The sequence below is a fragment of the Ciceribacter ferrooxidans genome, from assembly GCF_004137355.1.
GTDB classification, from domain to species: Bacteria; Pseudomonadota; Alphaproteobacteria; order Rhizobiales; family Rhizobiaceae; genus Allorhizobium; species Allorhizobium ferrooxidans.
This window is the reverse complement of record NZ_SDVB01000238.1, coordinates 352,478-379,437: the sequence shown is the minus strand read 5'-3', so window position 1 is coordinate 379,437 and position 26,960 is coordinate 352,478. Positions and strand designations below refer to the sequence as shown.

At 64.0% G+C, this 26,960-nt stretch carries 29 protein-coding genes; 15 read left to right on the top strand and 14 right to left on the bottom strand.

Translation table 11 applies throughout. The features are described from left to right. Positions 1–3: 3 nt before the first annotated feature. The 4 genes from EUU22_RS12790 to EUU22_RS12775 all read right to left on the bottom strand — a co-directional run bounded on the left by EUU22_RS12790 (position 4) and on the right by EUU22_RS12775 (position 2,426). The gene (locus tag EUU22_RS12790; RefSeq protein WP_129332368.1) at positions 4–363 is read right to left on the bottom strand and encodes a tRNA-binding protein; all 360 of its coding nucleotides are present in this window, start codon (positions 361–363) and stop codon (positions 4–6) included. Further along, positions 360–1,172 carry a pyrroline-5-carboxylate reductase gene (proC, locus tag EUU22_RS12785; RefSeq protein ID WP_129332367.1) on the bottom strand — a complete coding sequence of 271 codons (813 nt, stop codon included), beginning with the start codon at positions 1,170–1,172 and terminating at the stop codon, positions 360–362. Before proC ends, EUU22_RS12790 begins: the two co-directional genes overlap by 4 nt. 3 nt (positions 1,173–1,175) lie before the next feature. After that, positions 1,176–1,676 carry a type III secretion system chaperone family protein gene (locus EUU22_RS12780; RefSeq protein ID WP_129332366.1) on the bottom strand — a complete coding sequence of 167 codons (501 nt, stop codon included), beginning with the start codon at positions 1,674–1,676 and terminating at the stop codon, positions 1,176–1,178. Positions 1,677–2,165: 489 nt separating this feature from the next. After that, positions 2,166–2,426 carry an accessory factor UbiK family protein gene (locus tag EUU22_RS12775; protein ID WP_129332365.1) on the bottom strand — a complete coding sequence of 87 codons (261 nt, stop codon included), beginning with the start codon at positions 2,424–2,426 and terminating at the stop codon, positions 2,166–2,168. 197 nt (positions 2,427–2,623) lie between these two features. Between EUU22_RS12775 and lgt the strand changes: the two genes are divergently transcribed. The 7 genes from lgt (at position 2,624) to EUU22_RS12740 (ending at position 10,953) form a co-directional block, all read left to right on the top strand. After that, a complete protein-coding gene (gene lgt, locus EUU22_RS12770) occupies positions 2,624–3,463 on the top strand; it encodes a prolipoprotein diacylglyceryl transferase (protein WP_129332364.1) in 840 nt (279 codons plus the stop codon). Positions 3,464–3,482: 19 nt separating this feature from the next. Further along, entirely contained in the window at positions 3,483–4,583 is a 1,101-nt protein-coding gene (locus EUU22_RS12765) for a class I SAM-dependent methyltransferase (RefSeq protein WP_129332363.1), read from the top strand. 123 nt (positions 4,584–4,706) lie between these two features. After that, positions 4,707–5,501, top strand: coding sequence for a peptidoglycan editing factor PgeF (gene pgeF / locus EUU22_RS12760; protein WP_129332362.1), 795 nt, complete (start codon positions 4,707–4,709; stop codon positions 5,499–5,501). Position 5,502: 1 nt separating this feature from the next. Next, on the top strand, positions 5,503–6,654 hold the full coding sequence (locus EUU22_RS12755) for a M24 family metallopeptidase (RefSeq protein ID WP_129332361.1): 1,152 nt from the start codon (positions 5,503–5,505) through the stop codon (positions 6,652–6,654). 97 nt (positions 6,655–6,751) lie between these two features. After that, positions 6,752–7,495, top strand: a complete 744-nt coding sequence (locus EUU22_RS12750) for a hypothetical protein (protein ID WP_129332360.1) — start codon at positions 6,752–6,754, stop codon at positions 7,493–7,495. Positions 7,496–7,607: 112 nt separating this feature from the next. Continuing rightward, positions 7,608–8,540, top strand: a complete 933-nt coding sequence (locus EUU22_RS12745; protein ID WP_129332359.1) for a ribose-phosphate pyrophosphokinase — start codon at positions 7,608–7,610, stop codon at positions 8,538–8,540. 139 nt (positions 8,541–8,679) lie between these two features. After that, entirely contained in the window at positions 8,680–10,953 is a 2,274-nt protein-coding gene (locus tag EUU22_RS12740; protein ID WP_129332358.1) for a methyl-accepting chemotaxis protein, read from the top strand. A 61-nt stretch (positions 10,954–11,014) separates the two neighbouring features. On the opposite strand, the gene EUU22_RS12735 is transcribed toward EUU22_RS12740, so the two are convergent. The 3 genes from EUU22_RS12735 to EUU22_RS12725 form a co-directional block, all read right to left on the bottom strand. Further along, positions 11,015–11,404, bottom strand: coding sequence for a DUF779 domain-containing protein (locus tag EUU22_RS12735; RefSeq protein ID WP_129332357.1), 390 nt, complete (start codon positions 11,402–11,404; stop codon positions 11,015–11,017). A 165-nt stretch (positions 11,405–11,569) separates the two neighbouring features. Then, a complete protein-coding gene (gene adh, locus EUU22_RS12730) occupies positions 11,570–13,084 on the bottom strand; it encodes an aldehyde dehydrogenase (protein WP_129332356.1) in 1,515 nt (504 codons plus the stop codon). Positions 13,085–13,221: 137 nt separating this feature from the next. Beyond that, a complete protein-coding gene (locus EUU22_RS12725; RefSeq protein WP_129332355.1) occupies positions 13,222–14,181 on the bottom strand; it encodes a helix-turn-helix domain-containing protein in 960 nt (319 codons plus the stop codon). A 373-nt stretch (positions 14,182–14,554) separates the two neighbouring features. Here EUU22_RS12725 and EUU22_RS12720 point away from each other — a divergent pair, with 373 nt between their 5' ends. The 5 genes from EUU22_RS12720 to EUU22_RS12700 all read left to right on the top strand — a co-directional run bounded on the left by EUU22_RS12720 (position 14,555) and on the right by EUU22_RS12700 (position 19,765). Beyond that, on the top strand, positions 14,555–15,157 hold the full coding sequence (locus EUU22_RS12720; protein ID WP_129332354.1) for a 50S ribosomal protein L25/general stress protein Ctc: 603 nt from the start codon (positions 14,555–14,557) through the stop codon (positions 15,155–15,157). Between the two features lie 229 nt (positions 15,158–15,386). After that, positions 15,387–17,756, top strand: coding sequence for a putative bifunctional diguanylate cyclase/phosphodiesterase (locus EUU22_RS12715; RefSeq protein ID WP_129332353.1), 2,370 nt, complete (start codon positions 15,387–15,389; stop codon positions 17,754–17,756). 32 nt (positions 17,757–17,788) lie between these two features. Then, complete coding sequence (locus EUU22_RS12710) at positions 17,789–18,505, top strand: substrate-binding periplasmic protein (protein WP_129332352.1); 717 nt, start codon at positions 17,789–17,791, stop codon at positions 18,503–18,505. Positions 18,506–18,585: 80 nt separating this feature from the next. Beyond that, a complete protein-coding gene (gene pth, locus EUU22_RS12705; RefSeq protein WP_129332351.1) occupies positions 18,586–19,302 on the top strand; it encodes an aminoacyl-tRNA hydrolase in 717 nt (238 codons plus the stop codon). A 4-nt stretch (positions 19,303–19,306) separates the two neighbouring features. Continuing rightward, positions 19,307–19,765: a GNAT family N-acetyltransferase gene (locus EUU22_RS12700; protein ID WP_129332350.1), complete on the top strand. Its 459-nt coding sequence runs from the start codon at positions 19,307–19,309 to the stop codon at positions 19,763–19,765. A 9-nt stretch (positions 19,766–19,774) separates the two neighbouring features. Here the strand turns inward: EUU22_RS12700 and clpS are convergent, their stop codons facing one another. Continuing rightward, the gene (clpS, locus tag EUU22_RS12695; RefSeq protein WP_129332349.1) at positions 19,775–20,086 is read right to left on the bottom strand and encodes an ATP-dependent Clp protease adapter ClpS; all 312 of its coding nucleotides are present in this window, start codon (positions 20,084–20,086) and stop codon (positions 19,775–19,777) included. 230 nt (positions 20,087–20,316) lie between these two features. On the opposite strand from clpS, the gene ychF reads away from it, so the two are divergent. Then, a complete protein-coding gene (gene ychF, locus EUU22_RS12690; protein WP_129332348.1) occupies positions 20,317–21,420 on the top strand; it encodes a redox-regulated ATPase YchF in 1,104 nt (367 codons plus the stop codon). An 82-nt stretch (positions 21,421–21,502) separates the two neighbouring features. Here the strand turns inward: ychF and EUU22_RS12685 are convergent, their stop codons facing one another. Continuing rightward, positions 21,503–21,709, bottom strand: a complete 207-nt coding sequence (locus tag EUU22_RS12685) for a YgaP family membrane protein (protein ID WP_129332347.1) — start codon at positions 21,707–21,709, stop codon at positions 21,503–21,505. 112 nt (positions 21,710–21,821) lie between these two features. After that, complete coding sequence (locus tag EUU22_RS12680; RefSeq protein WP_129332346.1) at positions 21,822–22,478, bottom strand: Crp/Fnr family transcriptional regulator; 657 nt, start codon at positions 22,476–22,478, stop codon at positions 21,822–21,824. A 66-nt stretch (positions 22,479–22,544) separates the two neighbouring features. On the opposite strand from EUU22_RS12680, the gene EUU22_RS12675 reads away from it, so the two are divergent. Continuing rightward, the gene (locus EUU22_RS12675; RefSeq protein ID WP_129332345.1) at positions 22,545–23,015 is read left to right on the top strand and encodes a MaoC family dehydratase; all 471 of its coding nucleotides are present in this window, start codon (positions 22,545–22,547) and stop codon (positions 23,013–23,015) included. After that, positions 23,012–23,494 (top strand): MaoC family dehydratase, encoded by a 483-nt coding sequence (locus tag EUU22_RS12670; RefSeq protein ID WP_129332344.1) that lies wholly within the window; start codon positions 23,012–23,014, stop codon positions 23,492–23,494. The genes EUU22_RS12675 and EUU22_RS12670 overlap by 4 nt, the downstream gene beginning before the upstream one ends. A 19-nt stretch (positions 23,495–23,513) precedes the next feature. On the opposite strand, the gene EUU22_RS12665 is transcribed toward EUU22_RS12670, so the two are convergent. The 4 genes from EUU22_RS12665 to petA all read right to left on the bottom strand — a co-directional run bounded on the left by EUU22_RS12665 (position 23,514) and on the right by petA (position 26,939). Next, a complete protein-coding gene (locus tag EUU22_RS12665; RefSeq protein WP_129332343.1) occupies positions 23,514–24,056 on the bottom strand; it encodes an adenine phosphoribosyltransferase in 543 nt (180 codons plus the stop codon). A gap of 120 nt (positions 24,057–24,176) precedes the next feature. Then, on the bottom strand, positions 24,177–25,055 hold the full coding sequence (locus EUU22_RS12660) for a cytochrome c1 (RefSeq protein ID WP_129332342.1): 879 nt from the start codon (positions 25,053–25,055) through the stop codon (positions 24,177–24,179). Positions 25,056–25,078: 23 nt separating this feature from the next. After that, positions 25,079–26,347 (bottom strand): cytochrome b, encoded by a 1,269-nt coding sequence (locus EUU22_RS12655; protein WP_129332341.1) that lies wholly within the window; start codon positions 26,345–26,347, stop codon positions 25,079–25,081. Between the two features lie 13 nt (positions 26,348–26,360). Beyond that, a complete protein-coding gene (petA, locus tag EUU22_RS12650; RefSeq protein ID WP_129332340.1) occupies positions 26,361–26,939 on the bottom strand; it encodes a ubiquinol-cytochrome c reductase iron-sulfur subunit in 579 nt (192 codons plus the stop codon). Positions 26,940–26,960 lie beyond the last annotated feature (21 nt).

The following is a 26,960-nucleotide window of genomic DNA, read 5'->3' as shown; positions in this document are numbered from 1 at the left end:
GCCTCACATCAGCTTGCCGCCGTTCGGCACGGACCGCTCGACGGCGGCGAGCACGATGGCGCCGGTCTCGTCCTCGAAGCCGAGCGTCAGCACTTCCGAGCGGAAGGGGCCGATCTGGCGCGGCGGGAAATTGACAACACCGAGGACCTGACGGCCGACGAGCTCGGCGGCGCCATAGTGGACGGTGATCTGGGCGGAGGATTTCTTCACGCCGATCCCGGGGCCGAAATCGATCTTGAGCTTCCAGGCCGGCTTGCGGGCTTCGGGAAACGGCTCGACCTCGATGATCGTGCCGACGCGGATGTCGACCTTCTCGAAATCGCCGTAGCTGATCAGTTCGCCGGTTCCCTCTGCCTCGCTCATTCGGCGAGCTCCTCGGCGCGCTTGCGGGCAGCCTCGACCGCCCGGTCGAAGAGCGGCTGCATGCCGTCGTCCGCCATGAGGACCGAAAGTGCGGCGGCCGTCGTGCCGCCCGGAGAGGTAACGTTCTGCCTCAGACGCTGGGCGTCGTCTGGGGACTGGTGAAGCAGTTCACCAGCCCCCGAGACAGTCTCCCGTGCAAGGCGCATGGCGAGGTCCGCCGGCAGGCCCGCTTTGCGGCCTGCCTCAGCCATGCATTCCACGAGATAGAAGACGTAGGCCGGGCCGCTGCCCGAGAGCGCGGTGACGGCATTGATGTCGGCTTCGGAGGATACCCATTCGACCGGGCCGGAAACCTTGAGCAATCCGTCGACGACCTGCCGTTGCGCCTCGGAGACCCCGGCGTTGGCGAAGGCGCCCGTTATGCCGCGGCCGACCATGGCCGGCGTGTTCGGCATGGCGCGCACCATCGGCGCGGCGCCGAGATGGCTTTCCATGAACGAGAGCGTCTTGCCGGCGGCGACCGAGACAACGACAGTCTCGGGACCGACCAGCGGCTTCAGCGGCGGCAGCACCGCGGCCATGACCTGCGGCTTGACCGCCAGGAAGAGAATACCGACCGAAAGCCCCTGAGGCACCTCGCTGGTATAGGTGGCGCCGGCTTCCCCGATCCGCGCCAGCATGGCTTCGGACGGGCCGGGATCGATGACCGTGATCGCGGAACCCGGAATGCCACTCTTCAGCCACCCCGCCAGCATGGCGCCACCCATGTTGCCAGCGCCGACGAGGACGATGTTGCCGGTCGCAGCCATGGATCAGGCCTCTCCGGCGGTTTCGAAGAGAACCGCGTCCATCGCGCTCTTGGCATCCATCCCCGACCAGACGACGAACTGGAAGGCCTGGAAATAGGCCTCGCAGGCCTCGACAGCGCTCGAAAGCAGGACCTCGACCTGACGGTTGGTCGGCTCGGCGCCGCCGGCGAGCAGCAGCGACTGGCGGAAGATGATCACATCCTCCTGCCGCCACAGGTCGAAATGCCCCATCAGCACCTGGCCGTTGATGTAGGAGAGGAGCCGGATGACCTCGTTGACGCGGGAATCCGGAATGCGGATGTCGAAGGCGCTGGCGAGATGGAGCGCCTCGAATTCTTCCATCCACGAGAACGACACGTGGTAGTCCGCCCAGCGGCCCTCGACCGTCATGGCGATCTCGTCTTCTCCGGAGCGCTCGAACGACCAGTCGTTGTTGGCTGCAACGAACTCGATCATGTCAACCGGATTGGACTGACGTTCAAATTCCATTTCCATAAGGCTCATGCAGCACCTTCTTGACCGGAGCGAAAGGCGACAATTCGCGTGGAGGCACACACAAACGAACAGACATCATTCTGCCGGAAGCAACACTGGGAATGATTCCCCCGCAGCCATCAGGACACCATACGCACCCTGCCCGAAACTTGTGATGGCCCGTTTCGAATCATCATTTAAAATCAGTGTATAATGGCGAAGTTGAAGTACCAGCCCAGAAATGCGTTTCGGCCGACGGGGCTGTGGACAGGCCCTGTTGCACAATCTCGGCAAGCAGGCTTAAGCGACTCTGCCGATTGGCTTTTCGGCCGCTGTCCACATGTGGACAACGAGAACGATTATTTTCGCTTGCAACGAGGGGCGAATCCGACGGTCGGCGCATCTCCCGCCAAAACGCCCCGCCGCAAACGCAACCGCCGCCGAATCCCACTGGAAGTTCGGCGACTTCCGGAGATTCGGCGGCGGTGTCGATCGTCGGTCGTGAAGGAGCCGAACGGCTCACTTGTCCTTGGCGTCGAGCCTTGCTTCGAGTGCGGCAATACGGGCGAGCAGCGCGTCGTTTTCCTCGCGCGCCTTCACCGCCATTTCGCGGACGGCCTCGAATTCCTCGCGCTTCACCACGTCCATGTTGTTCAGCCAGCGCTCGGCCTGTGCGTGGAAGGCGGTCTCCATCTCCTTGCGAACGCCCTGGGCGGCGCCGGCCGCATCGGTCATCAGCTTGGCGAATTCGTCCAGAATGCGGTTCGGTCCAGTGGACATCGGGATCGGCTCCTCTTTCGCGGTCGACGCCGTCCGCCGGCGCCTTCATTCATGGGGTTTGAGGTAGGCATTTGCCGGGAGCGATGCAAGCCATAATCTTGCCGGGAGGGCCGGGCAGCTTGCCGGCCGTCCAGAATCCATCTTGACCGCCCCATTTCGGAACGCCATTTTCCGCCGACAATAACGAAGGTGCAACCGTGCAGTCAGCCGCCGCCCTGCTTTCCATCCTCAGCTTTCCGGCAATCGATCCCGTGGCCATCGCCGTGGGGCCGATCGCGATCCGCTGGTATGGCCTCGCCTACGTCGCCGGCATCATGCTCGGCTGGTTCATCGCCCGCCGCATGCTGGCCAACACGGCGCTCTGGCCGAAGGACACGCCCCCCTGCTCGCCCGCACACCTCGACGACTTCCTCGTCTGGGTCGCGCTCGGCATCGTGCTCGGCGGCCGCATCGGCTACATCCTTTTCTACGATCTCGATGCGGTGCTCGCCGAGCCCATCCGCGCCGTCCAGATCTGGAACGGCGGCATGTCGTTCCACGGCGGCTTTCTCGGCGCCACCATCGCAATGATCCTGTTTTCCCGCCGCCATGCGATCCCGCTCTGGAGCCTCTTCGACATCGTCGCGAGCGTCGCGCCGATCGGCATCCTCTTCGGGCGGCTTGCGAATTTCATCAACGGCGAGCTTTGGGGCCGCATTACCGACGTGCCCTGGGCCATGGTCTTCCCGACCGGCGGCCCGATGCCGCGTCATCCGAGCCAGCTTTACGAGGCCGCCCTCGAAGGGCTCCTGATGTTCATCGTCCTGCAAATCCTCGCGCGCGTCTTCAAGGCGCTGCGCAGGCCGGGAACGGTGACCGGCGCCTTCGTCGCACTCTATGCGCTTGCCCGCATCACGGTCGAGTTCTTCCGTGAGCCCGACGTGCAGCTCGGCTATCTTGCCGGCAACTGGCTCACCATGGGCATGGTGCTGTCCCTGCCCATGCTGGCGGCGGGGCTCTGGGCAATCCTTCGCGCGCGCCGGGCGAGCGGCCGTTGAAAAACGAGAGGCGACGACCGTGACCACACCGCTTGCCACCAAGATCAAGGCGCTCATCCGCGCCAACGGGCCGCTCAGCGTCACCGACTATTTCGCGATCTGCCTCGCAGACCCGGAATACGGCTACTACAAGACGCGCAATCCGTTCGGCAGCGACGGCGATTTCGTGACCGCGCCCGAAGTCAGCCAGCTCTTCGGCGAGATGCTCGGCGTCTTCATGGTAATCGCGTGGCGCCGCCATGGCGAGCCGCAGCCTGTGCGGTTCGTCGAGGTCGGGCCCGGGCGCGGCACGATGATGTCGGACATGCTGCGGGTGATCGCCCGGATCGCCCCTGCGCTCTACGAGGCGGCGACCGTCCATCTGGTCGAAACCAGCGGACGCCTTCGCGAGGTGCAGCGGAAGACGCTCGCCGGTTACGAAGACAAGATCACGTGGCATGAAAGCTTCGACGAAGTGCCCGCAGGCTTTGTCCTCGTCGCGGCGAACGAACTCTTCGACGCGATCCCGATCCGCCAGTTCGTGAAGACGCCGACGGGCTTTCGCGAGCGCATGGTCGGTCTCGACGCCGACGACAAGCTGACCTTCGCCGTCGGCGTCTCGGGCATAGACCCCGCTCTCTTGCCGACGGCCGGCAACCTGCCGCCGGACGGCACCATCTTCGAAATCGCACCCGCCCGCCAGGCGGTGCTGGAAACGATGTGCGGGAGGCTGCGCGCCTCCGGCGGAACTGCGCTCATCATCGACTACGGCCATATGGCCACGGCCTATGGCGACACCCTGCAAGCGGTTCTCGCCCATGAATTCGATCCGGCGCTCGCCCATCCCGGCATGGCCGACCTGACGAGCCACGTCGACTTCGAGCAGCTTGCGATGACCGCAAGCGCCGCTGGCGTGCACGTCAACGGCTGCATGCACCAGGGCGATTTTCTCGTCGGCCTCGGCATCGAGGAACGCGCATCCGCGCTCGGCCGGGGCAAGGACGCCAAGACCCAGACGGAGATCGTGCAGGCGGTCGAGCGGCTGGCCGGTGCCGGTGAAGGGCGAATGGGCGAGCTCTTCAAGGTTCTCGCGCTTTCGAGCCCCGCCGTGCCGCTTCCCCCCTTCAAGCCTGCGGATTGACAGAGGCGGCGGGCTTGGGTCACCATCCCGCCAAATCCGGCAGGGCCAGAAGGCGCCGTCTCTTTCACAAGACCCGGCAGGTGGACGAACATCACTCTCACCAAACGCGGACACCGGAAAGCCATGCAGAATCAAGCGTCTCCAGAGCCTATCGAAAGTGCGCTCCTGTCGAAGAACGGGAAGGATCGCTTTCGCCACGGCTTCTTCACCCGCAGGGGGGGCGTCTCGGAAGGCCTCTATCAGGGCCTGAACGTCGGGCTCGGCTCCCACGACGCGCCCGAGCGCGTGCGCGAGAACCGCAGCCGTGTCAGCCGCTGGTTCGGCCTGCCGCCCGAGCGGCTCGCAACCGTCCATCAGGTCCATTCGCCGGACGTGATGGTGGTCGACGCGCATTATGACGGCTCGCGGCCACAGGCCGATGCCTTGGCGACCGCTACGCCGGGCGTGATCCTCGGCGTCCTTACCGCCGATTGCGGGCCGATCCTCTTCGCCGACCCGGAAAACGGCGTCATCGGTGCGGCCCATGCCGGCTGGAAGGGTGCACTCACCGGCGTGCTGGAAAACACGATCGCCGCCATGGAACAGCTCGGCGCCGCCCGCGAAAGCATCGTCGCCTGCCTCGGCCCCTCGATCAGCGCGCAGAACTACGAGGTCGGCCCCGAGTTCATCGCCCGCTTTCTCGAACAGGACCCGGCCTACGAAGCCTTCTTCTCCCCTTCGGACAGGGAGGGACATGCGATGTTCGACCTGCAGGGCCTCACCCTGAAGCGGCTCACGGATGCCGGCCTCAGGGCCGAAAGCCTCGGCCTCTGCACCTATGCCGATCCCGGTTCCTTCTTTTCCTATCGCCGGACCACCCATGCCGGAGAACCGGATTACGGTCGCCAGATTTCCGCAATTGCAATCATGGAGGACTGACATGGCGCTGCACTTCGACGCGAGCGAATACGCTGCCCGGCTCGACCGCCTGACGGCCCGCATGGCGGAGGAGAAGCTCGATGCCCTGCTGCTCTTCGCCCAGGAGAGCATGTACTGGCTGACGGGCTACGACACCTTCGGCTACTGCTTCTTCCAGTCGCTCGTGGTGAAGGCGGACGGCTCGATGACGCTGCTCACCCGCTCGGCCGACCTGCGCCAGGCGCGCCACACCTCGACGATCGAGAACATCGTCGTCTGGGTGGACCGCGTGAATGCCGATCCGGCCGTCGACCTGCGCAACCTGCTGAGCGACATGGACCTCCTCGGATGCCGCATCGGCGTGGAATACGACACCCACGGCATGACCGGCCGTGTCGCGCGTCTCCTCGACAACCAGCTGACGACCTTCGGCCAGATCGTCGATACCTCCTACCTCGTCAGCAATCTCCGGCTGGTGAAGAGCCCGGCCGAGATCGGCCATATCGAGCGTGCGGCGGCGCTGGCCGACGATGCGCTCGACGCCGCACTGCCACTCGTCGGAGCGGGCGGCAGCGAGGCGGAAATCCTCGCGGCGATGCAGGGCACCATTCTTGCCGGCGGCGGCGATTATCCGGCCAACGAATTCATCATCGGCTCCGGTGCCGACGCGCTTCTCTGCCGCTACAAGTCCGGCCGCCGCACGCTTTCCGCAAAGGACCAGCTGACGCTCGAATGGGCGGGCGTCGACGCGCACTACCACGCGGCGATGATGCGGACGATCGTCATCGGCGAAGTCACCGCACGCCATCGCGAGCTCTATACGGCCTGCGAAGCTGCGATCCGCGAGATCGAGGCGGTCCTTCGTCCGGGAAACACCTTCGGCGACGTCTTCGACACCCATGCCCGCATCATGGACGAACGGGGTCTCACCCGGCACAGGCTGAATGCCTGCGGCTATTCCCTCGGGGCGCGCTTCTCTCCGTCCTGGATGGAGCACCAGATGTTCCATGCCGGCAATCCGCAGGAGATCCTGCCCGACATGTCGCTCTTCGTGCACATGATCGTCATGGATTCGGAGCGCGAAACAGCGATGACCCTCGGCCACACCTACCTGACGACGGACGACGCACCGCGGGCGCTGTCGAGGCATCCGCTGGAACTCCTCGTCCGCTGAGCGGCCTCGTGAAATCCTGGGGAATTGACAGGCCCCTCCCCGGACCCGATAACAATGCGGACGAAGGCTTGACCGAACAGGAAGGGCAAATGGCCGGATGAAGTGGATCGCAGTAGCATCGACCGTGCTGATCCTGGCGCTTGCCCTCTCCGGCTGCAACACCACTGATGCCCTGACTCCGCAAGCCGATGTCGGCAGCGGAATGCAGGTGGCCAGTTCCCCCGTCACCCAATCCGACACCGACCAGATGGCCGGTGTTCCGCCAGGGCAGCAGCCGCTCGCCGGTCAGGGCTATACGACGCCGCCGCAGAATACGCTAGAAGCCCAGGCGCAAGCGCTCGCCGCCGGCAACGGACCGATGCAGCCTCCCCCACCGGCGGGAGGCGTGACGACCGAGCAGCTGCCGGCGGCACAATCCTCACCACCGACCCAGACTGCACCGCCGCCGACACAGACGGCCGCCCTCGCCCCCGCAAAGGGCACGATCCGCTTCCTGCCGATCATCGGCGCACCGATCCAGGCCGTGACGCCGCTTTCACGTCAGCTCGGGGCCGAGGCCCGCGCCCGCGGGCTGGTGATCAAGGGCTCGAACGACCCGGCGGCCGACCACATCCTCAAGGGCTATTTCTCGGCCTTCTCCGAAGGCGGACAGGTCACGATTGTCTATGTCTGGGATATCCTCAACCAGAGCGGCAGCCGCTTGCACCGCATCCAGGGCCAGGAGGTCGTCCCATCCTCCGCGGCCGAGGCCTGGGCCGGCGTTCCCGCCTCGCTGATGCAGCAGATCGCGACCAAGACCATGAACGAGTATACGGGCTGGCTGGCCGGACACGGCGGATGACCACTGGTCACAAACTTTTCACGAATTTCGTGGCCGCGACCGCAAGGCCTCTTGCATTCAGGTTCAAGGACGCTAAAAAGCGCCCATTCAGCATGACAACAGGCGGGCCAAAATGAAGGTTTTCGCGGGGAATTCGAACCGGCAATTGGCCGAGGCGATCTGCAATTATCTCAATGTTCCTCTTGGGAAAGCCACCGTTCGGCGGTTCGCGGACCAGGAAATTTTCGTAGAGATCCAGGAAAACGTACGTGGTGAGGATGTTTTCGTCGTCCAGTCGACGTCCTTTCCTGCCAATGACCACCTGATGGAACTGCTCATCATGATCGATGCGTTCCGTCGTTCCTCCGCCCGCCGCATCACCGCCGTGCTTCCCTATTTCGGCTATGCCCGCCAGGACCGCAAACCGGGGCCCCGCACCCCGATCTCGGCGAAACTGGTCGCCAACCTCATCACCGAAGCCGGCGCCGACCGCGTGCTGACCCTCGACCTGCATGCAGGCCAGATCCAGGGCTTCTTCGATATCCCGACCGACAATCTCTACGCAGTGCCGATCCTCGCCCGCGACGTAAAGGAGCACTACGACCTCAAGAACGTGATGGTCGTCTCCCCCGACGTCGGCGGCGTCGTGCGCGCGCGCTCACTCGCCAAGCGTCTCGACTGTCTGCTCGCGATCGTCGACAAGCGCCGCGATCGTCCGGGTGAATCCGAAGTCATGAACGTCATCGGCGACGTGACCGGCAAGGACTGCATCCTGATCGACGACATCGTCGACTCGGGCGGCACGCTCTGCAACGCCGCCGAGGCCCTGCTCAAGAACGGCGCGACCAGCGTGACCGCCTACATCACCCACGGCGTGCTCTCGGGCGGTGCCGTGACCCGCGTCGCCTCCTCCAAGCTGCGCGAACTGGTGATCACCGACTCCATCCAGCCGACGACCGCCGTCCAGTCCGCCCACAACATCCGCGTGCTGACGACAGCGAACCTGCTCGGCGAGGCGATCAACCGCACGAGTGCGGAAGCGTCGGTTTCGAGCCTCTTCGACTGAGGCTCGCCTCCCTTCTCGCGAACAATGACGGATGCCCGGATCGTCGCGCATCCGGACATTCGACAGTGTTTACTTAAGATTGCCGTAAGCAATTTCCGCGACACTTCCGCGCAACATCGTCGCGGGAGGAGCACACTTGATGTCGCGAAACAGTATTCAGACGGACAGGATCCGTCCCCTGTCGTCCGTCAAGGCGAAGTTCGCCGGTCTCGTCGTCGGAGCCACCCTTGTCTCTTGCATGACGGTCGGCCTGCTGAGCTACCAGATCGGCAAGGTGGGCCTGATCGAGGCCAGCAAACTCAGGCTGGAGTCGGTGGCCGCCAATCAGGCCAAGGCGCTCAATGCCTATCAGGACCGCATAGGCCAGGCGCTGGACGAACTCGCACACAACAGTTCGATCGGCGAGGCCATCGAGAACATGGGGACGGCGATCTGGGGCGAGGATGCAGATGTCCGCAAGACCTTTGGCGACGCGACCAAGTCGGCCGAGGAGCGCGCAGCCTTCGACGGTTCCGCCACCAAGCTGCTCTACGGCGTGCGCCATGCGACGATCCATGGGACCTTGATGGCTGCGCGCAAGAACGCCAATATCAGCGATATCTACATCGCCACCGTCAATGGCCAGATCATCTATACCGTGACCAAGGGCGCCGAATTCCTGACGACCATGGACGACGACCGCAACAAGCCAATCGAGCCGCTCTACCAAGCCTCGGAGGCCGGTGCGCTGGACGAGAGCCATGAACTGGGCTTCGTGTCGTTCGATGCGGAAGACGCCAGCACGTCCGCCTTCATCGCCAAGCCGCTCTCGATCTCGGTCTGGGGCAAGGTCGAAAAGCGCGGTACCATCTTCATCCGTGTCGGCGCGTCTAAGCTGGCCGCCGCCCTGACGCCCGAGGGCCTCGGCACAACGATCGACGACGCCTTCCTGCTCGGCGCCGACGGAAGCGTGCGCAGCGGCACGATCACCGGCAGCGGCGAGGTCGCGCCCGAGCTGATCGCTGCCTTGAAATCGACCGAACCCGGCACCGTCGTGGCCCGTACCGGCGAGACCCCGGTCTTCTATTCCTACCTTCCCGTTCCCCTGTTCGGCGAACAGCATTTGCTGGTGATCGGCCAGAACGAAGCCAAGGTGCTGGCTTCGGCTAACGATCTCGCCAAATGGGCACTGATCGCAACGCTCGCCGTACTCATCATCATGGGCGGGCTCGGCCTGCTCGTCTCCGCCTACCTGACGCGTCCGCTGACCGACCTCGCCGGGCTGATGAACCGCCTGAACAAGGGCGACAAGGACATCGACATCCGCGCCGCCGGCAGACCGGACGAGATCGGCGTGATGGCCCGCGCACTCGAGGCTTTCCGCATCAGCGCCCTTGAAAAGGACCGGATGGAAACGGAGGCCGAAGAGCGGAACGAGGAAATCGAGCGGGAGCGCCACCAGCGCGAGGCGGAGAAGGCCCGCAGCGCACAGGAACTCGAATACGCGGTGTCCGCCCTTGCGGGCGGACTGCAGGAACTCGCCGGCGGCAAGCTGAACGTGCGGATCGACACGCCCTTCGTGTCCTCGCTCGATCACCTCCGCCTCGACTTCAACCAGTCGCTGGAACATCTCGAACAGGCGATCCGCGCGATCAGCGAAAGCGCCGACACGATCCGCGGTGGCTCCGCCGACCTCAAGGCCGCGTCGGAGGATCTCGCACATCGCACCGAACGGCAGGCGGCGTCGCTCGAGGAAGCGGCCGCGGCGCTCGGCGACATGACCGGCTCCGTCAACGACGCCCTGAAGCGCTGCGAGACGGCGGTGCAGGTCGCGGCCGAGAGCCTTGCCGGTGCGAAGACGTCGTCGTCGGTCGTCGGCGAGGCGATCACCGCCATGGAGCGCATCGAAAGCTCGTCTTCGAAGATCCGCCAGATCATCGACGTCATCGACCAGATCGCTTTCCAGACGAACCTTCTGGCGCTGAACGCCGGCGTCGAAGCGGCCCGCGCGGGCGAGGCCGGCAAGGGATTTGCCGTCGTCGCCCAGGAAGTCCGCGAACTAGCCCAGAGGTCGTCCGGGGCTGCCCGCGACATCAGTCAGCTCATCAACACGTCGACGGCGGACGTCGAAGGCGGTGTTGCTTTGGTGCTGAAAACCGGCGAGAGCCTGCAGCAGATCGAGACGAACATCGCCGCGATCAACGACCAGATCGGCGCGATCGCCGCGGCCTCCCGCGAGCAGTCGATGCGGCTCGCCGAGATCAACTCGTCGGTCAATGCACTCGACCAGGTGACGCAGCAGAACGCCGCGATGGTGGAAGAGACGACGGCCAGCGCCTTTGCGCTCGCGCACGAGGCGGACGGCCTCACCGGCCAGGTGAACCGTTTCGCGACCGACCGAACCGCCGCGACGGCGAGACGCCAGGCCGCCTGAAACGGCAACAGCGACGACAACATCCGCCCGCGGCGCCCGGTGCCCGCGGGCGTTTTCATGTTCAGGGTCGGGGCGCGGCAGGAATGCCGCACGCGGGCTCGCCGGAACCGAACAGCCGCGACCGCGTGAGGAACCGCCGCTCCCGACCGTTGTCGAGCGAAAACATCCCGCCCCTGCCCGGCACCACGTCGATGATGAGCTGGGTGTGTTTCCAGACCTCGTACTGGCTGCCGCTGATGTAGAACGGCACGCCGCCGATCTCACCGAGCTTCACGTCCGTCTCGCCGACCCGATATTCGCTCGCCGGATAGCACATCGGCGAGGAGCCGTCGCAGCATCCGCCGGACTGGTGGAAAAGGATGTCGGGGTGGTCTCGCCGGATCTCGGCGAGAAGATCGAGCGCCGCATCGGTTGCGATCACGCGCGGCTCGCCGACAGGATTTTCGGTCATCTCAGCTCCTTCCGAGAGCGTTGCAGACACACGAAACCCTCCCCTTGAGGGGGAGGGTCGGCACGCAAGTGCCGGGGTGGGGTGGCCCTTTGTGGAGGTGCCGATCACCCTCACCCGCAGCTCCGCTGCGACCTCCCCCTTTTCGAGGGGGAGGTGAAGACTTCCTCAGAAGAAGCCGAGCGCCTTCGGGCTGTAGCTGACCAGCATGTTCTTGGTCTGCTGGTAGTGGTCGAGCATCATCTTGTGGGTCTCGCGGCCGATACCCGACTGCTTGTAGCCACCGAAGGCCGCATGGGCCGGGTAGGCATGGTAGCAGTTGGTCCACACACGGCCGGCCTGGATGTTGCGACCGAAGTGGTAGCAGGTGTTCGCATCGCGGCTCCACACGCCGGCGCCGAGGCCGTAGAGCGAGTCGTTGGCGATTTCGAGCGCTTCTGCCTCGTCCTTAAAGGTCGTGACCGAAACGACCGGTCCGAAGATTTCCTCCTGGAAGATGCGCATCTTGTTGTGGCCCTTGAAGACCGTCGGCTTGACGTAGTAGCCGCCGGAGAGCTCGCCGGGCAGCTGGTTGCGGTAGCCGCCGGTCAGCACTTCCGCACCTTCCTGCTTGCCGATGTCGATATAGGACATGATCTTTTCGAGCTGCTCGGAGGAGGCCTGGGCACCGATCATGGTCGACATGGCGAGCGGATCACCCTGGACGACGGCTTCGACGCGCTTGATCGCCTTCTCCATGAAGCGGTCGTAGATCTTCTCATGCACCAGCGCGCGGCTCGGGCAGGTGCAGACCTCGCCCTGGTTGAGTGCGAACATCGCAAAGCCTTCGAGCGCCTTGTCGAGGTAGTCGTCGTCCTCGCGCATGACATCCTCGAAGAAGATGTTCGGCGACTTGCCGCCGAGCTCCAGCGTGACGGGGATCAGGTTCTGCGAGGCATACTGCATGATCAACCGGCCGGTCGAGGTCTCGCCGGTGAAGGCGATCTTGGCGATCCGCGGGCTGGTCGCGAGCGGCTTGCCGGCTTCGAGGCCGAAGCCGTTGACGACATTGAGTACGCCCGGCGGCAGGAGATCGCCGACGAGGTCCATCAGGACGAGGATGGAGGCCGGGGTCTGTTCGGCCGGCTTCAGCACGATGCAGTTGCCGGCGGCAAGCGCCGGGGCGACCTTCCATGCCGCCATCAGCAGCGGGAAGTTCCACGGGATGATCTGGCCGACGACGCCGAGCGGCTCATGGAAATGGTAGGCAACGGTGTCGTGATCGACTTCGCCGATCGAACCTTCCTGGGCGCGGACGCAGGCCGCGAAATAGCGGAAGTGGTCGATGGCGAGCGGGATGTCTGCGACCATCGTCTCGCGCAGCGGCTTGCCGTTGTCCCAGGTTTCGGCGCGCGCCAGAAGCTCGAGGTTGGCTTCCATGCGGTCGGCGATCTTGTTCAGGATGTTCGCACGCTCGGTGGTCGAGGTCCGGCCCCACTTGTCCTTGGCTGCGTGTGCCGCATCGAGGGCGAGATTGATGTCGTGCTCGTCGGAGCGGGCAACCTCGCAGAGCTTGCCGCCGGTCACCGGCGTGATGTTGTCGAAGTAGCGGCCGTTGACGGGATCGCGCCACTCGCCGCCGATGAAATTGCCGTAGCGCAGCTTGAACGGGCTCTGGGCAATGGTCTGGACTTGGATATTCATGAAAGTCATCCTCCCTGGGTCGAGGTCCCTCCTCAGGACCGATGGGAGAATGATTGCCGGCAAAGCCCTTCACGGATAGGGGGAGGACGGTATACCGCAGCGCACACTGTTTCAGTTCTGCGACACTTGCGGCGGCATCACTGAAGCGCGAAACGCTTCATCTTCCGGTGCAGGGTCGCACGGCTGATGCCGAGCACCTGGGCAGCCTGCGAGACGTTGCCATTGGTGCGCGAGAGTGCCCGGCGAAGTGCAGCGCGTTCCGCCTCGTCGAGATCGGCAACACCCTCGCCCCTGCCTTCGCAGAGCGCGTCGGAGGCGGGCAGCCCTTGCGCGATCCGCTGGTCATCGAGCTTCAGCGCCAGGCGCGCGGCCCGGGTCGCGCCGAGCACGAGGTCATCGCCGTCGACCGCGAGAAGCGCGACCGAGCCGGCGCTCGCCGTCGGCACCATGACGATACGTGCGCCCGGAAAGGCAAGCCTGAAAAGCGTCGCCTCGACGCGGACGGCCGCATCGCGCACGGCCTGCGACAGGATCGCCAGCGTCATGTCGGTAACGTCGTTCCGGCAGGTCGAGATGTCGAGTGCCGCGGCCATGCGTCCGAGATGGTCGCGGATCGGCGCGGTCACGCAGCTCAGGCCGGTGTTCGCGCTCAGGAAGTGCTGGTCGCGGTGGATCATCACCGCACGCTGGTCGGCGAGAGCCGTGCCGATGCCATTGGTTCCGACGCTCGCCTCGCTCCAGACGGCCTGCGGCCAGAGCCCGAGCTCGCGAAAATCCGCATCGTCGCCCGGGGCACCACGGCGATCGAGCACCACGCCGTCGCGATCGGAGAGAAGGATACAGCAGCCCGACCGCCCGACGGTCTGATAGAGCCGGTCCACCTCCTCGCTGCAGGCGGAGACGAGATGACCTGCCTGTTCGCGGGCGGAGCGGAAGACCGCCTCCTCGACACGTTCCGGCTTGCGGCATTCCTCCGGCTGGAGCTGATGAAGGTCGAGGCAGCGACGCCACGACGCCACGATCGGCGAACTGGCGGCGGCCGAGCTCTGCGACGCGGTGTGATAGACCAAGTCCGAGTGATTGGGTTGCCGAGGCATCTGCTCCTCCCAAAGCATATGTCATCATGCCTGCGCACGGCCTATCTTTCAATCACCATCCGCTTATACAAGGCCGGAGCGAAGATCGTGGTCGCATCTGTCGCAGTTTTGAGACACATACGGGCGCGCCCCGGCCACTTCTTGCCGCCCGGCAAGGCGAAGTTCGGGTGAATGTGCCCTCACCCGCGCGAAAAGCCCTGCAATTGCTGGCTTGCGCTTGCCTTTCACGGCCTTCTGGTCTATAGCGCCCCGGTCCGCGTAGACACCCTTGGAGGCAACGCGGATGAGGCCGTCGCAAGACACCTCGGTTTCGTGCGGCAGATGCATTCGCCCTGCCCCGGAACTCTCCAAATAACCTTGAAAGGACAAAGCCATGAGCCACTCTTCTTACGAGCTCAAGGCCGTAGCACGCGAACGGGTAGGTAAGGGGTCCTCCCGTGAACTTCGCCGCAACGGTTCCATTCCCGCTGTCATCTACGGTGACAAGCAGGCCCCCATTTCCATCGTGCTCGACACGAACGAAGTCACCAAGCGCATCCATGGCGGCGGTTTCATGACCACGGTTGCCACGATCGAGGTCGGCGGCGACAAGATCAAGGTCCTGCCGAAGGACTACCAGCTCGATCCGGTTCGCGACTTCGTCCTGCACGTCGACTTCCTGCGCGTCTCGGCCAACAGCCAGGTCTCCGTCCAGGTTCCGGTTCACTTCATCAATGAAGACAAGTCGGCAATCAAGATCGGTGGCGTCCTGAACGTCGTCCGTCACGAAGTCGAACTGCACTGCCCGGCCGATGCGATCCCGGAATTCATCACCGTCGACCTCGCCGGCCACAAGATCGGCGACAGCCTGCACATCTCGCATGTGAAGCTGCCGGCCGGTGTGACCCCGGTCATCGCCGACCGCGACTTCACGATCGCAACCATCGTCGCTCCGGCCGGTGGTGTCTCCGAAGGCGAGGAAGCTGCCGAAGCGTAATCGCGCGCCGGCAAGTTCCGACATCTGCGATCCCGTCTCCGAAAGGAGGCGGGATTTTTCGTTTGCGCCTCCCGATATGCGGGGCCGGCGCGGCACCCGGATGGCTCGGGCGGGCTTTAGCGAGATTTAATGATTTGATGTCAGCCTTATCCGCTGTGCAGGGTGCAAGGGGGCATGACATCGTGACAGACGCGTTATCCGATCAACCAATTCCTGGCTGCGGCAAGCCATGAGACGGTCGGTCGAAAGCCGTTTTCTCGCGATCATCGCGATCGCGGTCGGCATCCTCGTCATCCCTCTTCTCGCGCTCTTCCTCGCCCTGTCATCGGAACGCGCGGCGAAGGAGCTCAACGACCGCGTCGAGATCCTCCTCGACGCCAACGCCCAGGCTCTCGCAAAGCCGCTCTGGGACTTCGATCTCGAGAGTGCCGAGCAGATTACCGCGGCGATCGCCTCCGACGAGGCGATCACCAAGGTCCGGGTCCGCGATGTGTCCGGCGGCATCAACGTCTCCATGCCGCCGATGCCGCCCTGGCCCAAGGGCGGCATCCAATCTCGTTATCGTCCGATCATCTACAAGACGCTGGACGGCCCGAAGACCGTCGGCACCATCACCGTCTATTACCACCGACTAGGCATCTTCTCGGCTCTGCGGGAGGCCGAAGGCGTCTTCATCGGCATTTTCATCGTCGCGATCCTTGCGATGGTCGGCGCGGCCATCCTCGGCAACCGCATCATGATCGCGAAACCGCTGCTGAAGCTGACGGCTGCCATCGAGGCGACCCGCAGGCTCGGATCGCGCCACCACGTCGACTGGAATTCGAACGACGAGATGGGCCGGCTCGCGCAGAGCTTCAACGCCATGCAGACGCAGCTGGAGCAGGAGGAACGGGAACTCAAGATCGCCCATCGGCGGGCGACGGACATCTACAACCTGACCCCTGCGATGCTGTTCTCGATCGACGAGAGCGACCGGATCACCGGCGTCAGCGACTACTGGCTGCTCGCCACCGGCTATGCTCGCGACGAGGTCGTCGGCAGGCACTTTGCCGATCTCGTCGATGCCCAGGTGCGCGACGAGTATCTGGTGCACCGCGAGGAACCGAGCGATCGCAAGGTGGTCGAATGCACCACCAAGTTCGTCTGCAAGGACGGCCGCGTCATGGACGTGCTGATCGTCGAGAGCGGTAAGGCCGCCCGCGACGGCGAGACCGGCCTTTCCTTGAGCGTGATGACCGACGTGACGGAGCTCAAGCGGTCGGAAGCGAGAGTCCGCCGCCAGGCGGTAACCGACCATCTGACCGGCCTCTTGAACCGGCAAGGCTTCGAGAGCGCCCTCGACGAGGAAATCCGGGAGACGGATGCCCGCCACGGCGAACTCGCATGCATCTTCGTCGATCTCGACCGCTTCAAGTGGATCAACGACAATCTCGGCCACCAGGCCGGCGATACGGTTCTGCGCCGGCTCGTCGAACTCATGGGGCAGCAGCTCCCGCCGGCTGCCATCGCCGCGCGCATCGGCGGCGACGAATTCGCGATCCTGCTTCGCTCCGACAATGCCGAAGCGGATGCACTCGCCCTCGCCCATCGCCTCTGCGGCATGCTGGAGGAACCCCTTCTCGTCAGCGGATCGACGGTGCGGCTGAGCGCCAGCATCGGCGTCGCGCTCTATCCGCGCCATGCGCACAATGCCGCAGAACTGCTGCAGAAGTCGGACATGGCGATGTACACGAAAAAGCGCGACGGCAAGAACGGCGCGCTGCTCTACGACCCGCTGTTCCAGGACACGACGCGCCAGAGGGCGGAAATCGAGCAGGACATCGAGGAGGCGCTTAGGAGCGACTGGTTCGAGGCCTATTTTCAGCCGATCATCGACCTCGGCGACGGACACGTGACCGGATACGAGGCACTGATGCGCCTCAACCATCCGCTGAAAGGACTGCTGCCGCCCTGCGACATCATCCGGATCGCCGAGGAAACCGGCGCCATCGGCCGGATCGGCAATCGCGTGTTTGAAAAGGCGCTGGCCAATCTCGTCGCGCTGACGCGGGCGTCCGGCGACGACCGTGCCTATCTCGCGGTCAACTTCTCGCCGTTGCAGCTCGAACCGGCGCTGCCGATGCTGCTGACGGCGCTGACCGCACGCCACGGCATCGATCCGCAACGCCTCGTCATCGAGATCACCGAAGCGACGCTTCTCCACGACAACCCGCAAATCCGCATGGTGCTCGACGAGTTCAGCCGCATCGGTTGCCGCATCGCACTCGACGATTTCGGCACCGGCTATTCGTCGCTCAGCTATCTCAGCCGCTTCCCCGTCGACATCGTGAAGATCGACCAGTCCTTCATCCGTTCCCTCGCGTCCGGCGAGGCGGAATTGCGCAACAAGAGCCGTATGCTGGTCGAGGGCATCACCGCCATTTCCCACAAGATGGAATGCTCGGTGACCGCGGAAGGCGTCGAGACGACGGAACAGCGCGACCTCCTTCGCGAATTCGGCGTCGACTGCGGACAGGGCTATCTTTTCGCGCGACCGCAACCCGTGGAACAGCTGATCGCAGCCTACGACATCAAACGAAAAGTTACCTCCGTCGCCTGAACCGCGGCAAGAACGAGCAAGGATGGCATGACATGAAAAGGCTTGCATTACTTCTGCTGCTCGGCACGGCGCCGGCCGCCGCAGCCGAGACCGTCCATTTCACGACAGAGGAATACCCACCCTACAATTTCCGCGAAGGCAACGAGTATCGCGGCCTCGGCTACGAGCAGGTCGTCGCGCTGATGAAGGAGGCCGGCATCGACTACACGATCGAGATGATGCCGTGGGCTCGCGCGATCGCGCTTGCCGAAAGCGAGCCGCTCTACTGCGTGTTCACCACCGCGCACATCGCCGAGCGCAACACTCGGTTCAAGTGGGTGGAGCCGCTCGCGATCGACCGCAACGTCATGGTGGCGAGAGAAGGCTCCGGCATCAAGGCGGTCACCATTGCCGAGGCACGCGAATACGTCGTCGGAACCCAGCGCAACGACTATACCCAGCAGTTGCTGGAGCGGAACGGCTTCCCGAAGATCGACCTCGCGACCGACCTCGACCTCACGCTGAAGAAGCTCCTGAGCGGCCGCATCGACATGATGCCGATCTCGGAACGCTACTATCTCCAGCTGCGCGAAGAGGGCCACCCGCTTGAGAAGCGCTTCGTGCTGACGGAGCAGAAATTCAGCGTTGCCTGCAACGTCAACTTTCCCGAGGATCTGCTCGGCAAGATGCAGGCGGGCCTCGACAAGCTGATTGCCGACGGCACGCAGAAAGCGCTCCTCACCAAGTACGGAATGCGCGTCCTCAACTGACGCGGACGTCCCGCAGGGGTTGACATCCGCGTCGTTTCGCGGTGGTGGATCACAGACCCATTCCAAAGGCGGACCGTCCCATGCTCATCATCGCCGGCCTCGGCAATCCGGGCGCCAAGTATTCGGAGAACCGGCACAATATCGGCTTCATGGCGGTGGATGCGATCCATCGCCGCCACCGCTTCTCGCCCTGGAGCAAGAAGTTCAAGGCCGAGATCGCCGAAGGCGAGATCGGCGGCGAGAAGGTGCTGCTGATGAAGCCGCAGACCTTCATGAACCTTTCCGGCGAAGCGGTCGGGGAAGCCATGCGCTTCTACAAGCTGAAGCCTGCCGACATCGTTGCCATCCACGACGAACTCGACCTTCCCGCCGGCAAGGCGCGAATGAAGACCGGCGGCGGCCATGGCGGCCACAATGGGCTGAAGTCGCTGGACGCCCATTGCGGCAAGGACTACCGCCGGCTCCGGCTCGGCATCGGTCACCCCGGCGACAAGGAGCGCGTGCACGGCCACGTGCTCGGCGATTTCGCCAAGGTCGACCACACCTGGCTCGATCCGTTGCTCGATGCAATCGCCGACAATGCCGACCTCCTGCTCCAGCCGGACGAGTCGAAGCTGATGAACAAGCTCGCACTTGCGACCGGCGGCAAGGAGGAGCCGACGAAGCCGAAGGCGGAAAAGCCGGCCGGCCAGTCGCACATCCGCCAGGCCCGCAACAACGTCCAGCCGAAGAAGCTGCCCGAAACCGGGCCGATGGCGGAGATGCTGAAACGGATGTTTTCCAAGAAGGACGATTGATCCGATGGTGAACCCGGTCGAGGTTCGGGCGCTCGGAAAGCCAGATCTTCAAGGTCTGCTGGCACTCTATGGTCAGTTGATCGAGAACGATCTGCCGCTGACGCCCGAACTTGCGGAGATGCGCTTCGACGAAATCCTCGCTCGCGACGGTCTCACCGTATTCGGCGCCTTCGTCGACGGCACGCTTGCCAGCACCTGCTCGCTGATCGTGGTGCCCAATCTGACCCGCGGCGGCATGCCCTACGCCTTCATCGAAAACGTCGTCACCGACGCCAGACATCGCCGCGGCGGTCTGGGACGGCGAACGATACAAGCAGCAATCGACACCGCCTTTGACGCCGGTTGCTACACGGTGCGGCTGATGACCGGTGCCAAGCGTGCGGGCACGCTCGACTTCTATAGAAGCTGCGGCTTCGATATGACCAAGTACGGGCTGGAAATCCGCCGAATTCCACCCCGTTGAGACTTTCCGTTATTCCTCCGGCTCGGTCGTGAACATCAGCGGAAAGCCCGCCTTCTTGCCGAGCTCCGTGCCTTCCCTTGCCTTGGTCTCGGCGATGTCGCGCACATAGACGCAGACGACGCAGCTTCCCTTCTGATGCGCCGTGATCATCACCCGGTAGCACATGTCCTCGCTCATGCGGAAAACCGCTTTCAGCACGACGACGACGAATTCGCGGGGCGTGTAGTCGTCGTTGACGAGGATGACCTTGTAGAGTTTCGGCCGCTCGATCTTTGGCTTGGTGGCCGGTTTTACCTTGACCGCAATATCATTGTCACTCATCGGAACACTCCCGCGATGACAGATGGATGGGCAAAGCGCCTGAAGACACGATATTGCCTCGCCGGCGGGCGTCATTCAAGGATTTCGCTCCCGGCGCTGCGGCAGACGACAACGCGGAGACGCCGAACGGTGCTCCGATCGACCCTCTGATGACGACAGCCCTTGACCTTGCCCCGCCCATTTCGCAAAAGGCAGCAACGGAATTCTCAAGCTGAGCAGGTATTCAAGCCATGGGCTTCAAATGCGGTATCGTCGGACTGCCGAATGTCGGCAAGTCCACCCTCTTCAACGCGCTGACCAAGACGGCAGCGGCGCAAGCCGCCAACTATCCCTTCTGCACGATTGAGCCGAACACCGGCGAGGTCGCCGTTCCCGATCCGCGCATGCCGAGGCTCGCAGCGGTCGCCGGCTCGAAGGAAATCATCCCGACCCGCATCTCCTTCGTCGACATCGCCGGCCTGGTGCGCGGTGCCTCCAAGGGTGAAGGCCTCGGCAACAAGTTCCTCGCCAACATCCGCGAGGTCGACGCCATCGTCCACGTCCTGCGCTGCTTCGAGGATCCGGACATCACCCATGTCGAAGGCCGCATCGATCCGGTCGGCGACGCCGACACGATCGAGACCGAGCTGATGCTCGCAGACCTCGAAAGCCTGGAGCGCCGCGTCGAGCAGACCCGCAAGCGCGCGACCGGCAAGGACAAGGAGTCCATGGCGCAGCTTCCCGTCATGGAAGCGGTCATCAAGCTGCTGCAGGACGGCAAGCCCGCGCGCCTGCTCCTGAAGACGCTCGGCGCCGACGAGATCCAGATCCTGAAGGAGCTGAACCTCCTCACCTCGCATCCGGTCCTTTACGTCTGCAACGTCGCGGAAGCCGACGCCTCCACCGGCAACAAGTACACCGAAGCCGTCGCTGAGATGGCGAAGGAGCAAGGGGCCGAGACGGTCATCATCTCCGCGGCCATCGAGGCCGAGGTCGCCCAGCTTCCGGAAGAGGAATCGAAGGAGTTCCTCGCCGCACTCGGCCTGGAAGAGGCGGGCCTCGACCGGCTGATCCGCGCCGGCTACCACCTTCTCGACCTGATCACCTACTTCACCGTCGGCCCGAAGGAATGCCGCGCCTGGACGATCGTCCGCGGCACCAAGGCGCCGCAGGCCGCCGGCGTCATCCACAGCGACTTCGAACGCGGCTTCATCCGCGCCTTTACCATCGGCTACGACGACTTCATCGCCTATGGCGGCGAAGTCGGCGCCAAGGAGGCCGGCAAGGCCCGCGACGAAGGCAAGGAATACGTCGTCAACGACGGCGACGTGATCCACTTCCGCTTCAACACCTGAGCGGAGCCGCTCCGGTCACACAACAAAAGAGGCATCGCCACCCCCGTGGCGATGCCTTTCTCTTTTGAGCGGTGGGAACGCCTTACGCCTTCTTTGCCGGGCAGGAGGAGATGCCGAGCATCGAATAAAGCGGGCAGGTTCCGAAGAGCCCCGTCAACAGGGGCACGATCCCGATCAGCGCATAATAGCGCCACCACGCGCCTGGATAGTAGAAGAACAGCGACAGCAGCACGAGGCCGACGACAATACGAACGACCCGGTCGACCGTCCCGACATTCTTGGCGAACATTGGCTTTCCTTTCCGTGTTGGAAGACACTTCGCAAGATCGCAGCATAGCCGAACGCCGCACCGCGTCAGTGACTTAGTCACGTCGTCCGAAATATGAATCGAACCTCGCCCGTCAGTCGGCAGACGCCATCCGCCGAAGCTGCACGGGATCGAGAATGCGGATCTGTCCGCGCTCGCTGCTGACCACGCCGCGGGCCGAAAGTTCCTCCAGGCGCCGCGACACCACCTCGCGCGCCGAGCCGATCATAGCGGCAAGCTCCTGGTGGGTGGCAACGACGATCCCTTCCGGGCGTGCCCGCTCGAGCAGAGACTTCGCAAGGCGCCGCTCGACCTTCACGAAAGCCACCTGCTCCAGCAGCAGCATCAGTTCGGAAAGGCGGCTCGCAAAGGCACGGAAGACGAAGCCGCGAAAGGCGGCGGATGTCGCCAGCAGGTCGTCGAACATCTGCGGCGGCACCATGACCGCAACCAGATCCGTCTCGGCGATCGCCTCACCCGTGTACGGCGCGCCGCCGAGCACGCCGAGCGTCGTCTGCACGCAGGTTTCGCCGGGACAGACGGAATAGAGGAGAAGTTCGCGGCCGTTGCGTCCGGTCATGTAGACCCCGATCCGGCCGGAGAGAAGAATGAGAAAGACCTCGGCTCTGTCACCCGGCCGGAAGAGCGTCGTGCGCTCCGGCACGTGCTGCGGCCTCAGGCTGGCGAGGTGCGCACGCACCTCCGGCTCCAGCATGTGGAGAAAGCCTGCCTGATCGAGCCAACCTGCCATGGACCCTCCAGCGATTCCGGGGCATAAGTTCCATTGTGCACACTTGCCGGACAGAGGAAACAGCGGATGCAGGCCGAACGGCTCCACTACGAGGACTTCACGCCCGGGCGACGCTTCGAGCTCGGGCCGCGGACGGTGTCCGCCGAGGAGATCATCGAGTTCGCGAAGGAGTTCGACCCGCAGCCGATGCATCTTTCGGAAGAGGCGGGCCGTGCGAGCATTCTCGGCGGCCTGTCCGCTTCCGGCTGGCATACGAGCAGCCTCTTCATGCGCATGATGATCGACAGCTACGTGGGGGCGACGGCCTCCGAAGGCGCGCCGGGGATCGACGCCATGCAGTGGCGAAAGCCGGTTCTCTCCCGCGACACGCTGAGCGGGCATTCAACGGTCGAGGCCACCCGACCGATGCGTTCGCGCCCCGGCCTAGGCATCGTCACCTTCGGCCACGAGCTTTTCAACCAGCGCGGAGAGCTCGTCCTTTCCGCCCGCAACTCCATCATGGTGCGCCAGCGCAACCCCGAAAAGGCCTCCGCATGAGAATGCTCGACCTCTACCCCGCCGGCACACGCCTTGCGCTCGGTTCGGCGACATTCTCCGCCGAAGACATCGTCCGTTTTGCCGAAAAATTCGACCCGCAGCCCTTCCATGTCGACGCCGAGGCGGCGAAGAACTACGTGTTCGGGGCACTCTGCGCCTCCGGCTGGCACACCTGCGCCTGCTGGATGCGATGCTTCATCGACTTCTGGAAGACCGAGACGAAACGCCTTGCCGCCGAGGGCATCGTACCGCCCCGGCTCGGCCCCTCGCCGGGCTTCGCCGAGCTGCGATGGCTGAAGCCGGTCTATGTGAGCGACGTCGTCAGCTACTCGCTCACCAGTCTCGACAGCCGACCGCTGGCCTCCCGGCCCGGGCTCATCCTCAATACCGGCCTTGCGGAAGGCTTAAACCAGAACGGCGAGCCGGTGCTGCGGTTCGAGAGCAACATTCTCGAATTCGTGCCGGAAGACGAAACCTGAACGCGGTATCCCGCCAGGTTCAGTGGCCGGAGAATTCGACGAGCGTCCGTACCTCGACGCCCAGCGCCTCGAGCTTCTTGCGTCCACCGAGATCCGGCAGGTCGATGACGAAGCACGCGGAAACGACGTCGGCGCCGATCTGGCGCAGGAGCTGGACCGCGCCGACGGCGGTGCCGCCGGTTGCGATCAGGTCGTCGACGAGGATCACCTTCTCCCCCGGCTCCACGGCGTCCACATGCATCTCCATCTCGTCGACGCCATATTCGAGGCTGTAGGCGATCCTGACCGTGTCGTGGGGAAGCTTGCCCTTCTTGCGGATCGGCACGAAACCGGCGGAGAGCTGGTGGGCAACCGCGCCGCCGAGAATGAAGCCGCGCGCCTCCATGCCGGCGATCTTGTCGATCTTCATGCCGGCGTACGGCTGTACGAGTGCGTCGACCGCCCGGCGGAAGGCCCGCGGGTTGCCGAGCAGCGTGGTGATGTCGCGAAAGATGATGCCGGCCTTCGGATAGTCGGGGATCGAGCGGATGGAGGATGCGAGCTCAAGCGCGAAGTTGCTCATTGTCTGTCCAGTGTCATTCACATTTCGGGAAGATTGCGCCGGACAGTAGCAAGTCCGGCATTTCCGACCAACAAAAAAGGCGGCCCGAAGACCGCCTTTCGAAGTCCCGATCGCAGGCGATCAGTGTTCCTTGTTTGCGTAGACCGACTTCTTCGTCAAGTAGACCAGAGCGGTGAAGATCGCGAGGAACACCATGACCATGAAGCCGGTGTGCTTGCGCTCCTCGAGGTGCGGCTCGGCAGCCCACATCAGGAAGGCCGAGACGTCCTTGGCGTACTGGTCGAGCGTCTGCGGGGTGCCGTCGTCGTAGGTCACCTGGTCGTCGGCGATCGGCGGTGCCATGGAGAGCGCCGCGGCACCGGCGAAGTACGGGTTGAAGTAGGTGCCTTCGCCAACCGTTACGCCCTCCGGCGCATCCTGGTAACCGGTCAGCAGCGAGTAGATGTAGTCCGGGCCACCTTCCTGATACTGGGTAAAGATATCGAAGATGAAGGTCGGGAAGCCACGCTCGACACCGCGAGCCTTGGCGAGCAGCGACATGTCCGGCGGAGCGGCACCGTTGTTGGCGGCGGCTGCCGCTTCCTTGTTCGGGAACGGCGACGGGAAGTGGTCGGACGGAACGGCCTTGCGGGTGAACATCTCACCGTCGGCGTTCGGGCCGTCCTGGACTTCGTACTCGCCGGCGAACGCCTTGATCTGTTCTTCCGAGTAGCCGAGATCCTCGAGCGTGCGGAACGAGACCAGGCTCATCGAGTGACAGGCCGAGCAGACTTCCTTGTACACCTTCAGGCCGCGCTGAAGCTGGCCCTTGTCGTACTTGCCGAACGGACCTGCAAAGGTCCAGTCGACGTTCTTCGGCTTGAAGATCGGGTAGTGACCGGCTGCCGCGGCGTGTTCGGCCGCCGCAGCCACATCGTGTTCTTCCTGCGCGAGCGCGGAAGAGGCGCCGAAGCCTGCCATGGCGGCGATCAGCGCGATGCTCGTTACAAGCTTTTTCATCTTATGATCCCTCTTTCGCGCGCTCAGGCCTGGGTTGCGGCGGATTTGCCGCTCTTTTCGAGAACCGCCTCGGTGATCGAGTTCGGAACGCGGCGCGGCTTTTCGAACAGGCCGAGCAGCGGCATGATCACCATGAAGAAGCCGAAGTAGTAGAGCGTGCCGAGCTGGGCCATCAGCGTGTAGAGGTCGGACGGCTGACGCGAGCCGAGCCAGCCGAGCAGGATGCAGTCGGCGACGAACAGCCAGAAGAACAGCTTGTACCACGGACGGTAGACGGCCGAGCGAACCTTGGATGTGTCGAGCCAGGGCAGGAAGAAGAGGATGATGATCGAGCCGAACATCACCAGAACGCCACCGAGCTTGGAGTCGATCGGGCCGACGTTGAAAGTGATGGCGCGGAGCATCGCGTAGAACGGCAGGTAGTACCATTCCGGAACGATGTGGGCCGGGGTCTTCAGCGGATCGGCCATCGTGTAGTTGTCGGGATGGCCGAGGTAGTTCGGCAGGTAGAAGATGAACCAGGCGTAGACGATCAGGAAGACCGAAACGCCGAAGGCATCCTTGAGCGTCGCATAGGGCGTGAAGGGAACGGTGTCCGTCTTCGACTTCACTTCGACGCCGGTCGGGTTGGTCTGGCCGGTGACATGCAGCGCCCAGACATGCAGGACGACGACGCCGGCGATCATGAAGGGCAGCAGGTAGTGCAGCGAGAAGAAGCGGTTGAGCGTCGGATTGTCGACCGCGAAGCCGCCGAGCAGGAACTGCTGGATCCATTCGCCGACCCCCGGGAAGGCGGTGAAGAAACCGGTGATGACGGTCGCGCCCCAGAAGGACATCTGACCCCAGGGCAGAACATAGCCCATGAAGCCGGTCGCCATCATCAGCAGGTAGATCACGACGCCGAGGATCCAGAGGATTTCGCGCGGTGCCTTGTAGGAACCGTAATAGAGACCGCGGGCGATGTGGAGATAGACGGCGATGAAGAAGAACGACGCGCCGTTGGCGTGCATGTAGCGCAGCAGCCAGCCGTGGTTGACGTCGCGCATGATCTTTTCGACCGAGTTGAAGGCGATCGTCGTTTCCGCGCCGTAGTGCATGGCGAGAACCACGCCGGTCAGGATCTGCACAACGAGCATCACCGACAGCATGGCGCCGAACGTATAGGCATAGTTCAGGTTGCGGGGAACAGGATAGGCGACAAAACTGTCATAGACCATGCGCGGCAGAGGCAGCCGCGCGTCGACCCACTTCCCGAGGCCGCTCGACGGCTGGTAGCTAGAATGACCACTCATATTATGAATCCCCTCAACCGATCTTGATCACAGAATCGGAAACGAATGCAAAGGTAGGAACGGCAAGGTTCTGCGGGGCAGGACCCTTGCGGATACGACCGGCGGTGTCGTAGTGCGAGCCGTGGCAGGGACAGAACCAGCCGCCGAAATCGCCTGCCTGGCCGAGCGGAACGCAGCCGAGATGGGTGCAGGAGCCGATCATCACGATCCAGTTTTCCTTGCCGTCACCGGCCGAGCGGGCGATGTCGGTTGCTTCCGCGGTGGGATCGATGTTGGCGTTGCGGGCGACCGGATCCTTGAGATCGGTGAGCGCGACCTGCTTGGCCTCTTCGACTTCCTTGTCGGTGCGGTTGCGGATGAACACCGGCTTTCCGCGCCACTTGACGGTGAGCGACATGCCGGGCTCGAGCGCGGAAACGTCCACTTCGATCGAAGCAAGCGCGAGCGTCGAGGCGTCCGGACGCATCTGGTCGATGAAGGGCCAGGCAACCGCAGTGGCACCGACCACACCGGCCATACCGGTCGTCAGATAAAGAAAGTCGCGGCGAGAAGGCTCGCCCAAGGTCTCGCTATTGATGTCGTGTTCGCTCACGGTCAAACCATCCTCTTCGCA